The sequence below is a fragment of the Streptosporangium sp. NPDC001559 genome, assembly GCF_042893955.1.
Classification (GTDB): Bacteria; Actinomycetota; Actinomycetes; order Streptosporangiales; family Streptosporangiaceae; genus Streptosporangium.
Window position 1 is genome coordinate 400,644 of record NZ_JBIAVG010000003.1, and the last position, 12,052, is coordinate 412,695.

Annotated in this window: 8 protein-coding genes; all 8 read left to right on the top strand. The window is 71.8% G+C overall.

Going from position 1 to position 12,052, the window contains the following annotated elements; genetic code table 11:
* The first annotated feature begins 76 nt into the window (after window positions 1-76).
* The 8 genes from ACFYY8_RS08960 (at window position 77) to ACFYY8_RS08995 (ending at window position 12,039) form a co-directional block, all read left to right on the top strand.
* A complete protein-coding gene (locus tag ACFYY8_RS08960; protein WP_352013769.1) occupies window positions 77-367 on the top strand; it encodes a hypothetical protein in 291 nt (96 codons plus the stop codon).
* A 47-nt stretch (window positions 368-414) separates the two neighbouring features.
* On the top strand, window positions 415-3,291 hold the full coding sequence (locus ACFYY8_RS08965) for a TcpE family conjugal transfer membrane protein (protein WP_390038710.1): 2,877 nt from the start codon (window positions 415-417) through the stop codon (window positions 3,289-3,291).
* A 72-nt stretch (window positions 3,292-3,363) separates the two neighbouring features.
* Entirely contained in the window at window positions 3,364-5,856 is a 2,493-nt protein-coding gene (locus ACFYY8_RS08970; protein ID WP_390038712.1) for an ATP-binding protein, read from the top strand.
* A complete protein-coding gene (locus tag ACFYY8_RS08975; protein WP_390038714.1) occupies window positions 5,853-8,234 on the top strand; it encodes a type IV secretion system protein in 2,382 nt (793 codons plus the stop codon). Before ACFYY8_RS08970 ends, ACFYY8_RS08975 begins: the two co-directional genes overlap by 4 nt.
* A gap of 2 nt (window positions 8,235-8,236) precedes the next feature.
* Window positions 8,237-8,884, top strand: coding sequence for a conjugal transfer protein (locus ACFYY8_RS08980; RefSeq protein ID WP_352013765.1), 648 nt, complete (start codon window positions 8,237-8,239; stop codon window positions 8,882-8,884).
* A 67-nt stretch (window positions 8,885-8,951) separates the two neighbouring features.
* Window positions 8,952-10,040: a C40 family peptidase gene (locus ACFYY8_RS08985; RefSeq protein ID WP_390038716.1), complete on the top strand. Its 1,089-nt coding sequence runs from the start codon at window positions 8,952-8,954 to the stop codon at window positions 10,038-10,040.
* 13 nt (window positions 10,041-10,053) lie between these two features.
* Complete coding sequence (locus ACFYY8_RS08990) at window positions 10,054-10,446, top strand: (deoxy)nucleoside triphosphate pyrophosphohydrolase (RefSeq protein ID WP_352013763.1); 393 nt, start codon at window positions 10,054-10,056, stop codon at window positions 10,444-10,446.
* 105 nt (window positions 10,447-10,551) lie between these two features.
* Window positions 10,552-12,039 carry a hypothetical protein gene (locus ACFYY8_RS08995; protein ID WP_390038718.1) on the top strand — a complete coding sequence of 496 codons (1,488 nt, stop codon included), beginning with the start codon at window positions 10,552-10,554 and terminating at the stop codon, window positions 12,037-12,039.
* The last annotated feature ends 13 nt before the right edge of the window (window positions 12,040-12,052 follow it).

Sequence of the window (12,052 nt, forward strand, 5' to 3'; positions counted from 1 at the left end):
CAGTGAGCGGGTTCCCATATGCGCGTCGCGGACCCGTTATCCCCCGGGCCGTGATCATGAGCACGGAGGACGAGAAATGATCCTGAAGACGATCCTGCTGCACGCGGTCGATCTCGCCCAGCCGACGTCCCCTCCACAGGGTGTGAACACCCAGGGGCTGGCCACCTTCCTCAGGAGCTTCTTCGCGCCGCTCTTTCTCGTCATCGTCTCCGTGGTGGCGCTCTTCTTCCTCTTCACGCGTGAGATCACCAGGTTCGTCCAGTTCATCATCCTCGCGATAGCCATCGGAGTGATCTTCTACGTGCCCAACATCATCGAGGTGACCGCCAAGGCGATCGCGGGAGCACTGGGCATCTCGGCGGGTTGAGACCGCGTGTTTGCGGTCAAAGAACGAGTGGCGGAGAGGAGGAGCGTGTGGATCTACCCACGTATACCAATATCTGGCGGATCGAAAAGCGGCTCTACAAGCTGTACGACCTACGGCTGCCGACGCCGCTGCCGATCGTCTGGATCGGTGTCTTCGTGGGTGTGGCGGCCCCCTGGTCGCTGCTGCTCGCGCTTCTCGGTCTGCCCTTCGACGCCCCCTGGCACGTGGTCTACCTCGTGCCGCCCGGGGTGGTGACCTGGCTCTCGACCAGACCGGTGATCGAGAGCAAGCGGCTCACCGAGCTGCTGCAGTCGCAGGTCCGCTACATGGGGGAGCCACGCTCCTGGTGCCGGATGGCGCCGACCTCCGAGTCCGACGAGATCGCGCTGACCGGTCGGGTGTGGCGGGCCGATCCCAGTCCCACGCGTGTGAAGGGCCGTGTGAAGGGCAAGGCGAAGGGCGCCACGGCTCCGGCTGTCGCCCCCTCGGCTCCGGCCCGTGAGGTCCGTCCCGCCGTGGCCGCTGCCGCCGCGGCGGCGACCACCGCTCCCGCCGTCCGCGAACGCCCGGTCAAGGGCTCGTCTCCGGTCCCACGCAGGGGTACGGCCCCGGCCCTCGGGACCGAGACGCCGAGCCCGGTCGAGCGGGTCTTCGCCCCGTCCGCGCGCCCCCTCCCCGAGCAGGCCCCGGTCCGGAAGGCCGAGGCGGCGCCCGCCGCACCGGTGGCGCGGGTCCAGCCCGTGGCCCAGGCTCAGCCCTCCACGGCGTCCGAGAGCACGCGAACCCCGGCTCCGGCGTCCCTCGCCGAGACGGCCACGCGCCAGGCCGCGGCGCCCCGGAACCCCACTCCCACTGCGCAGAACCCCACTGCGCAGGATCCCGCGGCCCAGGGCCCCGAGATCGCGGTCTCCCAGGCTCCGGCCCCTGGTCCTCAGGCCGTCCCCACGGTCGCGGAACCGGCGGCCTCCGAGCCGGTGGCCCCCACGGCGTCGGCGGTCGCGGCGTCCACGCCCGCGGACTCCGTACCGGTGAACCCCGCCTCAGAGGAGTCCGCTCCCGAGGAGTCCGCCCTGGCGGCCCAGGAGGCCCCGATCGGTCCGGAGGCGCTGCGACGGCTGCGCAGGCTCGCCGCCGCCACCGAGGCCGAGCGCGCCGCCTTCCGCGCCGACCCGCCCGCGATCGAACAACCCACGACCGTCACGCGGAACGACAGGCCGGAACGGCAGGCCGTGCTTCCCGGGCCGTCCGAGCGGGCCACCCCCGTCGAGGCCGTGACCGCCCCGGCGCCCGAGGCGCCGAAGGCCCATGAGAAGCCCGCCGCGGAGGCCCAGGTCCAGAAGGCCGTGGCCCCCGGCACCCCGGTCCCCGAGACCGCGGTGCCCCGCACCCCGGCGCCGGGCACTCCGGCCTCCGAGACGGTGGCGCCCGGCACCCCGGCACCCGGCACCGTGATTCCCGAGACCGCGGCCCCCGCCGCTCAGGCCGCTCAGACCGCGGTCCCCGAGACCGTGACCTCCGCGACGGTGGCCCCCGGTGTCCCGGTGGCCGGAGCCCCGGCTCCAGGGGTTCCGGACCAGGAGCCCGTGAAACGGCCCGGAGCGGCGCCGTACAGGAACGTCCCGCCCGTGGGCGCCCCCGCCGGAGCCGACGAGGGGGTTCGCGCCCAGCATCGCAAGGGGCAGCCCGTCCCCGCGGAGCAGTTCGCCGAGCGCCGCCGCCTGGCCGAGGAGCAGCGGGCCGCGCAGGCGGGCAGGGGGCAGGACCGGTTGGTCGCCAGAGCGCCGCGCGCCGAGCAGATCCCCCAGGTACGGCGGAGCCAGGACCAGCAGGCCACCGGGGAACACCCGGTGCAGCGACCGCCGCAGCGCCCCGCACAGCGGCAGGGGCCCCCGCAGGGCGTCTCGATCAGGGCGGTCCCCAGCGGGCCGACGGCGGGCCCGGCACCGGTCGTGCCCCCGGTCCCCGTGTCGAGGCCGGGGCAGGCCGAGCCCAAGGTCCGCCGGGTCGAGTCGGTCGTCGGCAGAGACTCGGCCGGCGGCTGGCGACGTCTCGCGCAGGTCGTGATCGGGCCGGGCGCGGGCCGTACCGACGGGTCGGAGATCGACGAGGCGCGGGCCAAGGCGATGTTCACCGGCAGCCGCAGGGTGGTCGTGCTCGGGTGCACCGGCGGTGCGGGCCAGACGACGACCGCGCTCATGCTGGGACACACCCTGGCCAGGCACCGTGAGGACCGGGTGCTCGCGGTGGACGCCAACACCGGGGCGAACGCCCTGTCCGGCCGGATCCAGGCCGAGTCGCCGGAGACGCTGACCTCACTGCTCGCGGGTCTGGACGGCGTCAACGGTTACCTCGGCATGCGGGCCTACACCAGCCGGTGCGCCTCCGGTCTCGAAGTCCTGGCGGGTGACGCCGACTCGGGCGCCGAGCAGCGGCTCTCCGACCGGACGCTCTTCTCCGACCGGCGGCTCGGCAGGACCATGGACCTCCTGGACCGGCACTACAAGCTGGTCGTGGTCGACCCGGCCGCCGCGCTGGCGGCCAGGGTGCTGCCCTACGCCGACCAGCTGGTCCTGGTCGTCCCGGCCAGTGAGGACGGCCCCGACGCGGTCGCCATGACGTACGAGTGGCTTGACGGACACGGCTGCGCGGACCTGCGCAAGCGCGCGATCATGGTGGTCAACGGAGTGAGCCGCCGCAGCATGGGCGACGTCGAGCAGGCCGAGGCCGTCGCCAGAGGGCGGTGCAGGGCGATCGTGCGGGTGCCCTGGGAAGACGAGCTGGCTCCGGGAAGGTCGGAGCGTGTCGAGCCGTCCCACCTGCGTGCTCCCGGCCGCCGGGCCTACCTCGCGCTGGCCGGGGTCGTGGTCGCGGGCTTCGGGACGGCGCAGGCGGTTCGACCGAGCGAGGAGGAAGTGGCGCAGTGATCCCCCTGGCGCGAGGAGACAGCGAGGTGCTCAGGTGAACCCCCGAAAGGTCGTGCCGGTTGGGGGGCACGGGTGAGCCGCTCTTCGCGGGCGCGCAACCGTCTGGCCGTCCGCTACTTCGACGACAGGATTCTGCTGACCGACACGTCGGTCTGGGCGTACTTCCGGCTGCCGACCGTCAGCTACGAGTTCATCACCCCCGATGAACGGGAGGCGCTGGCCACCAACATCACGATCGCGCTCGCGGCGATCAGGATGCCGGACGCCGAGGTGCACCTGCGGGTCGCGCACCGCACCTACCCGGCGGCCGAATGGGCGATGGCGCTGGACGCCACCTCCGACGAGGGGCCGGGCTGGCGCGACTACCTGGAGGAGATGTACCGGCACGTCTGGGCCAAGGACTTCTGGACCAAGGAGGTCTACCTCGGCGTACGGCTCGGCGCGCGAGGCAGGCAACTCGGCACCGGGGTGCTGTCCCAGCTGTTCGGCTTCTACCAGCGTGGTGAGAAGGTCCTGGGCATCGAGGACGACCACGTCCCCAAAGCGGAGATCACCCGGTGGAGCGAGCAGGCCGAGCGTCTGGGACGGGCCCTGTCGTCGAGTGCGCTGTACGCCAGGCACGCGACCTCGACCGAGATCGCCTGGCTGTTCCAGCACGCCGCGACCGGTTCCCTGGGCGATCCGCCCCCTTCGGCCAGCCCGAGGCGGCAGTGGGGGAGGGGCGAGATCGAGTCCCTCGTGGAGGGGCAGATCCACAACGGCAGGTCCCTGCTGCGGATCGAGCAGCCGGACGGCGACTCCTACGTCGCGCACCTGTCCTTCGCCCGCTTCCCCGACCTGATGCCCTTCCCCGACGGCGAACCGTGGATGCACTTCGCCGACCAGCTGCCCTTCCCCGTCGAGATCAGCTCCAGGATGCGACTGATCTCGCCGATCAAGGCGAGCAAGGACGTGGCGCGCAAGCTCGCGCACGCCCGTGACATGGACATCCACATCCGCGAGGCCGGGGCGGAGGCGCCACTGGCGCTCGCCGAGCAGATCGACGCGGCCCGGATGCTCGAACACGGCATCACCAAGGAGCGCCTGCCCTTCGTGTACGGCTGGCACCGGCTGATGGTGTCCGCCCCGACCGAGGAGATCTGCGTGCAGCGGGTCGAGGCGGTCGTCGAGCACTACCGGGACATCGGCATCGACATCGTCAACTCGACCGGCGACCAGTTCTCGCTGTTCTGTGAGGCGCTTCCCGGGGAGAAGGTCAGGGTCAACGCCTACGCCCAGCGACAGCCGCTGCGCACGATCGCAGGTGGCATGGCCGGCGCGACCGTCGATCTCGGTGACCGGGTCGACGAGGGCAACGCAGGCTGGATGGGACCGTACATCGGGGAGACCCTGGGCAGGGCCCGCAGCATCGTGCACTTCGACCCGTTGGTCGCGGCGACCCGTAACCGGCCGACGGCCATCGCGATCACCGGTGAGCCGGGTGGCGGCAAGACCACGCTGGCCCTGCTGATGATCTATCAGATGGCGCTGCGCGGGGTGACGGTCGCGGTGATCGACCCCAAGGGTGACGCCGACTCCCTGGTCCAGCTGTTGCGGGCGCGGGGCAGGAAGGCACGGGTCATCCCGCTCGGTTCGGCGGCGCCGGGCCTGCTCGACCCGTTCTCCTTCGGCGACGACATCGCGGCCAAGAAGACCATGGCCAGCGAGACGCTGCGGCTGCTGCTTCCCCGGATGTCGGAGGAGCGCGAGTCGGCGATGATCCAGGCGGTCGCGGCGGTCTCCGCCAGGCCGGATCCGTCGCTGGGCAAGGTCGTCGACTTCCTCGAACAGACCGAGGACGCGGCTTCGAAGAACCTGGGCGCCGTGCTGCGCTCGATGTCGGAGATGCACCTGGCGCGGTTGTGCTTCGACCCGTCGGGCGGCGACCAGATCGACACCGAGGGCTGGACGACGGTCTTCACGCTGGGGGGTCTGACGCTTCCCGACGCCTCGACGGGCCGAGACGACTACTCCTACGAACAGCGGCTGTCCGTCGCGCTGCTCTACCTGGTCGCGCAGTTCGCCAGGGGACTCATGAACGGCCTCGACCGCAGGACGCCGAAGGCGATCTTCCTGGACGAGGCGTGGGCCATCACCTCGACCCCGGAGGGCGCCAAGCTGGTGCCCGAGGTCAGCCGGATGGGGCGTTCGCGCAACACCGCGCTGGTGCTGGTCTCACAGAACGCGGGCGACCTGCTGAACGAACAGGTGACCAACTGCCTGTCGTCGGTGTTCGCCTTCAGGTCCACCGAACGGGTGGAGGTGGACCATGTCATGGCGCTGCTCGGGGTCGAACCCTCCGAGGAGCACAAGGCGGTGCTGCGCTCGCTGGGCAACGGCGAGTGTGTTTTCCGGGATCTGGACGGGCGCGCGGGGCGGATAGGGGTGGACCTCATCTCCGATGAGCTGCTCCGTTGGCTGGACACGAATCCGACCCACGACAAACCCGCCGAGAACGTGCATGATCTTTCCGGGGGCGACAGAGTCAGTAGGCCGGGGGCCACGGCGCTGGAGGTACGGTCATGAAGGGCTCCCGCGAGGGCAGCAGAAACTCCCGCAAGAGACGACTACGCAGGCGGATAGCCATCACCCTGGTGGCCCTGGCCGCCTTCTTCGCCTTACCGATGCTGGTGCCGACGGGGGCCTCGACCGCCGTCGCCGCCGGCCCCTGCGACCTCTCCCCGGACCTGGCCCCCGAGATCGTGGGCTCGGGTGTGGACGGTCTGGTCAAGGCGCCGCCTCCGGACACGCCCACGGCGGGCGCACCCACCGCGGCACCCACCCCGGCGCCGACCGCGCCCGGCGCCGCCCCGCAGAGCAACTACGCCCGGTACGGCACCGGCGGCCAGTTCTGGCACACCTACGGGCTCGGCTGCGGCGACGTCGCGGCGGTCATGGGCAACATGACCGCCAACACCGTCTTCTCCTGGGCCAAGGCGCTCGACCGGCTGACCATCACGACCTACCAGGCGGCGGCGACCGAGGGGCCGCTTGAGTCGATCAAGGGCGTCGTCGACGACATCGTGGGCAACCTGGCCGACGCGATGTACTGGCCGTACCTGCGGCCCATCGTCATCCTCGGCGCCATCTGGCTGGCGTGGTACGGCCTCATCCGCAAACGTGCGACCACGACCGCCGAGGGCATCATCTGGATGGTCCTGGCCGTCACCGTCGCCGTCTGGTTCTTCAGCAGGCCGGGCGACTTCACCGGCCTCGGCAAGACCGTGACGGACAAGACCGGAGAGGTCGTCAACTCGGCCTTCTCCAATCTGCCCAACGCGGGCGGTGCCTCCTGCCTTGCTCCCAAGGACGTCGCCAATCCCCAGGCGAAGCCCGGTGGTTACGGTCAGACCGGCGTCCCCGGCGTCGACCAGAACGCCGAGGCGCTCTGGTCGACCCTGGTGTGCAAGCCGTGGCTCATGGGTGTGTTCGGTACCGCCGACCCCAACGCGCCGGTGGTGAAGACCTTCGGGTCGAAGCTGCTGGACATCCAGGCACTGGACGCGGCCGAGCTGAAGGCGAACCAGACGCCAAACACCAATGCCCACCAGGCAAGATACGAGGAAGAGGTCGCGAGCAAGCTGCAGAACACCCCCATTTTCTTCCTCTTCCAGGGAAAGGACTGGACGAGCAGGCTCGGCATCGCGATCGGCGCCCTGATGGCCGCGATGGTCGCGGGTTTGTTGATCTTCCTGGTCGCGGTCTCGCTGCTGGTCCTGAAGATCGGGTTCCTGCTGCTGCTGATCCTCGCGCCGGTCTTCCTGCTGATCGGCGTCCATCCGGGGTCGGGGCGGATCATAGCGATGCGCTGGGTGGAGATGCTGATCGGCACCCTGCTCAGACAGGCGGTGCTGGCACTGGTCCTCGGCGTCCTGGTGTACGGCTATGCCCTGATCATCGCCACCGAGCTGCCGTGGGGCATGCAGGTCATGTTCATGGCGCTGATGACGATCGCGGTGTTCTTCTACCGGCGGCCGTTCCAGCACCTGTTCTCCTCGATGGACGGCCACACGTTCACCACGCGCATGCTGGGTGAGGCGGCCTCCGCGCCGACCCTGCAGCGCGCGGCAGGAGTGCTGCCCCCGGTCGCGGCGGCCAGGGCGGGCCGGTGGGGGATGCGCAAGGCCGAGCCCGTACTGCAGGCGGCGGCCATGGCGGGCGGCGCCTCCGTCGCGACGGCCGCGGCGGCGGTCGCCCAGGGCAAGGTCAGGGGCGAGGAGGGCGACCGGGGCGCGGGAGCGGGCACCCGGGTCCCGGCAGGCGCGCAGCCCGCGCCGCTGGACACCGAGGCCCAGTCAGGCAACCGGCGCAAGGGTGTGGGGCGTCCCGTCACCGCGACCCGCACGGGCGCGGCCCCGCCGCTGAACCTGTCCGGTGGCGCGGGCGGCTCCGCCCCGGCCAGGACGGGCTCAGCCGGTCGTGGCACCGGCTCGGGCGGCTCGGGTGGTTCGAGCGGCTCGGGTTCCGGCGGTGGCTGGTTCGGCGGGTCGTCGGGGGGCTGGGCTCCACGGGGCTCCTCCGGCGGGTCGTCCACGGGCAGATCGTCGGGCGGCGGCCGGTCCTCCGCGCCGTCCTCGGGCAGCAGGCCGTCCTCCGGCGGCGGCAGGTCGTCCGGTTCCTCCGGCGGTGGCCGGTCCGGCGGCGGCCTCTTCGGCGGCGGTGGCGGCAGCAACGGCGGCGGGTCCCGGCGTGCCGAGTCGAGCCCGCGGGGCTCCGGCTCCTCGGGCGGTTCCTCCAGGTCCGGCGGCAGCATCTTCAGCTCTTCCGGTTCCCGGGACGACGCGGGACGCGGCCGGTCCTCCGAGGCACCGCCGCTCTGGCTGGCCAGCAGGCCGGAGCGCGACAGGCAGGCAGGCGAGGCGGCGCCGTTCTGGCTGCGTGCCTCGAACCCCGATAAGGACTGACGATGGTCGAAGGCAGGCGGGGCGTCGTCTTCGCGGTGCTGGTGGCGGTGCTCGCGCTGGTCGGGCTCTACCTGACCATGTGGTCCGGTCCGGACGGCGGCGGGCAGGAGCCCGCCGCCGAACCGGCGGGCGTGAGCCGTACGACACGGGGAGAGGCCGAGCCGCCGCACGCCGAGGCGACGGCGAGCAACGCGCCCTTCGACGTCTACTCCTACCTGCCGATGACCAAGCAGGAACTGGCCGCCGCCGCCGACTACGCCCGGCGGTTCACCGTCGAGTACGGCACGTTCAGCTACGACGAACAGCCCTCCGCCTACGGTGACCGGCTCAGGAGCTACACCACGTCGGACTTCGCCGACGTGCTGCTGCGCACGGTCACCTCGCCGGGCACCATCGCGGCCAACACCGCCGACGAGGTGGTCTCCGTCGGGTCGGCGAAGGTGAAGGAGATCAGGCAGATCCAGCGGTCCTCGGTGATCTTCGTGGTCACCGGGACCCAGACCGTCACCGCCAAGAGCGGCGCCAAGGAACGCACCGCCGACTACGCCGTGACGGTCGTCGAGATGGGCACCGAGTGGCGGATCCACGACCTGCAGCCCGCCGACGAGGGACAGGACGGAGACGACCAGTCCTCGGGCGCGGCCGGATGAGAGGGAAACCGATGCTCGTCCGCCTGATCCCGTACGGCGCGCCTTCCGGGTTCCCGGGGGCGGCCGGATGAGGGACAACAAAAGGATCCGTCTCGCGCTGATCCTGGCCGTCGGAGCGCTGTGCCTGTTCACGCTGAGCATGGCGCCGGTGCTGATGGTCGGCGCCTTCCCGTCCTTCACCGGCGGTGAACTGCCCGACTGCAACGACAGGGCGCAACCGGTCGGCGACGAGTCGGAGACCGCGGCCTCCGACATCCCCTCCGAGTACCTCAAGCAGTACCGCGCCAGCGCCAAGAAGATCGGCGTGCAGTGGAACGTGCTCGCCGGGGTCGGCAAGCGGGAGACCGACCACGGACGCTCGACGCTGCCGGGGGTCAGCAGCGGCACCAACTACGCGGGCGCCGCGGGGCCGATGCAGTTCCTGATCAGCACCTGGGGCGGCAAGGCCAAGATCAAGATTCCGTCGACGTTCAACGGCTACGCCTCGGACGGCGACGGCGACGGCTGGGCGGACGTCTACAACCCGGCCGACGCCATCCTGGGCGCGGCCAAGATGCTCAAGCACAACGGCGCCCCCGAGAACGTGCGCAGGTCGCTGTTCGTCTACAACCGGGCCTGGTGGTACGTCGACCAGGTCATGGAGATCGCCGAGCGGTACGCCAAGGACGGCGCGGTCGGTGTGCCGCCACAGGCGGAGGAACTCTGCGACGAGCCGCTGATCGCGGCGGCCCCCTCCGGCACGGTGGCCGGGATCCTGGAGTACGCCCTGAACCAGCGTGGCAAGCCGTACCTGTGGGGTGGCACGGGGCCCGACGCCTTCGACTGCTCGGGGATCATCTACATGGCCTACCGCAGCGTCGGCCTGACGATCCCGCGCACGACCTTCGGGCAGTGGCCGTTCGGCGTCAAGGTGCCCGAGGGGCAGGAGCAGGCGGGAGACCTGGTCTTCTTCAACGCCGGGCCCGGCACCTCGGCCGACCGGCCGGGACACGTTGGAATGATCGTCTCACCGGGCAAGATGGTCGAGGCCAGGTGCCGTCTGTGCGGGCCGATCAAGGTCACGACCTACAAGGACCGCACCGGCATCGTCGGTTTCACCCGGCCGCTGGCCAACCCCCAGGTCGTCGAGCAGCTCAGGCTGAGGGAGCAGGGCTGACACAATCGGGCCCATGGACAAGGTCGTTGTGGGAGCCGCGATCGTCGACGGCAACGGGAGACTGCTCACCGCGCAGCGCGCCGACCCCCCTGAGCTGGCGGGCGGGTGGGAGTTCCCCGGAGGGAAGGTCGATCCGGGGGAGGACGACCGCACCGCGCTGGTCCGGGAGTGCGAGGAGGAACTCGGCGTCCTGGTCGAGGTGGGGCAGCAGATCGGCGGTGACTGGCCGCTGGCGGGTGGATACGTGCTGCGGGTCTGGCTGGCGCGGATCGTCGAGGGCGAGCCGGAGGCCAAGGAGCACCTGGACCTGCGCTGGCTGGCCGGTCACGAACTCTACGACGTGCCGTGGCTTCCTGCGGACCTGCCGATCGTGCGGGCCGTACAAGGTCGGCTCGGCGGGGGTTGATCGGCTACTCACTGTGACATAACACCACTGAACGTTTGTTGTCGCGTGTCCGAATCGGGGGATCGGAGAGATGTGGTGACCGGATGGTGGCGGTGTGCCCGGATCATGTCGGCGGTTGGGGCGGGGGCGTTCGTCCTTGGCGGGGGGCCGGGGATCCACGCGGCCGGGGCGGGCGACGCCGTACCACCGGACGTGGGCCGTGCCGACGGGACGGCGGGGTTCCGGGTGTGGCTGAGCGGGCCGGGCAGTGAGGCGCGGCTCACGGTCGTGGCGACGCCGGGTACGGAGATCCGGTTCGTCGGCTGTCCCGCGTCGGGACTCACGCCGGGGCCTGGATCGGGACCTGAGCCGGGGGCCGCGGTGGAATCCTTGGAGGGCTCGGGGCCGTCGGGGGCTTCGGAGGGGTGGCGGGAGTGCCTCCTGGGGGAGGTGGGCGCGCGCACGTCCGTTGACGTACTGGTCGGCGCGCCCACGGCCGGCGACTGGCCCGTTGGGCTGGCCGCGCTGCTGCGGATGCGCACCCCGGAGGGTGAGTGGGTGACCCGTACGGCCACCGGCCTGCGGGGGGCACGGCCCGCGGGCGGCCTCGGGGAGGCGGACCCCCTGACGCGGCAGCGCTCCGAGGGGATCGGGATCGAGCCGATCGCCTGGGAGCGGCCTGAGGGAAGCGGTTCGTCGGCACCGGGCACCTCCGGAACGCCGGAAGTCCGGGGGGTTCCTGGCTCGCCGGGAGAGGCGGGGGCAGGAGGGCGGGAGAGCGCGTGGGCCCCGTCGATCCGGGGGCCGGGAACCATTCCACCGGCCCAGGGGGCTCCGCCGGTCCGGGAGCAAGGGGAGACCCTTCCAGCGCAGGGGACAGGGGTCCCCCATCCGGTCCTGGGGGCGGAGGTCGTGCCGCCGGTCCGGAAACCGGGGGCCGCCCGTCCGGTACAGGGATCGGGAGCAGTCCCTCCGGCTTTGGGTGTGGAGGTCGTCCCGCCGGTTCAGGGGTCGGGGAGTGTCCGTCCGGTTCCGGAGGCGGAGGTCGTGCCGCCGGAAGGCGGTTCCGGGGAGGTGGACCAGGGGGTTGACCCCGGGCGGGACCGAGGTGAGGTCGCGGAGGCGGGTGTCCAGCCCGGGCCTGGGCCGTACGAGACGGTCAAGCCGCCCAGGTCGCATGGGGCGGCCAAAGCGCCGAAGGGGCCGGGTGCCGGGCGGCGGGCGGAGGTTCCCAGGCCGCCGGTCCCGGCCGGTGTTCCAGGGACCGGGCAGACGGCCAACATGCCGGGGGCCGGGGCGGCGGTCAGTGTGCCGGGGGCCGGGCAGGTACCTCCGCTGTGGAACGACCCCGACCTGAGGATGCCGCTGGCGGCGCCGACGGCCGTCGGCGCCGGACCCCCCGTGTCCCCCGCGATCGCCACGGACGTCCCGCCGCCGGGCGCGCCGTTGCCCCAGGACGTGGACGGGCCGGGTCAGGAGATCGAGCCGGTGGCCCTGTGGACTCCGTCCTTGACTGGCGCGAATGGATTTCCCGTGGTGGGGGGTTCTGTCGGCGGCCTGCTCGGTCTGCTGTGGCTGCAGGCGCGTATTCAGCGCAGACGCGGTACGCGATAGGTGTCATGAAACA

What these genes read in the sequence shown, in the direction of transcription:
- ACFYY8_RS08960 (WP_352013769.1), top strand. Translation starts at nt 77, where the DNA reads ATGATCCTGAAGACGATCCTGCTGCACGCGGTCGATCTCGCCCAGCCG.
- ACFYY8_RS08975 (WP_390038714.1), top strand. Translation starts at nt 5,853, where the DNA reads ATGAAGGGCTCCCGCGAGGGCAGCAGAAACTCCCGCAAGAGACGACTA.
- ACFYY8_RS08980 (WP_352013765.1), top strand. Translation starts at nt 8,237, where the DNA reads ATGGTCGAAGGCAGGCGGGGCGTCGTCTTCGCGGTGCTGGTGGCGGTG.
- ACFYY8_RS08985 (WP_390038716.1), top strand. Translation starts at nt 8,952, where the DNA reads ATGAGGGACAACAAAAGGATCCGTCTCGCGCTGATCCTGGCCGTCGGA.
- ACFYY8_RS08990 (WP_352013763.1), top strand. Translation starts at nt 10,054, where the DNA reads ATGGACAAGGTCGTTGTGGGAGCCGCGATCGTCGACGGCAACGGGAGA.
- ACFYY8_RS08995 (WP_390038718.1), top strand. Translation starts at nt 10,552, where the DNA reads ATGTCGGCGGTTGGGGCGGGGGCGTTCGTCCTTGGCGGGGGGCCGGGG.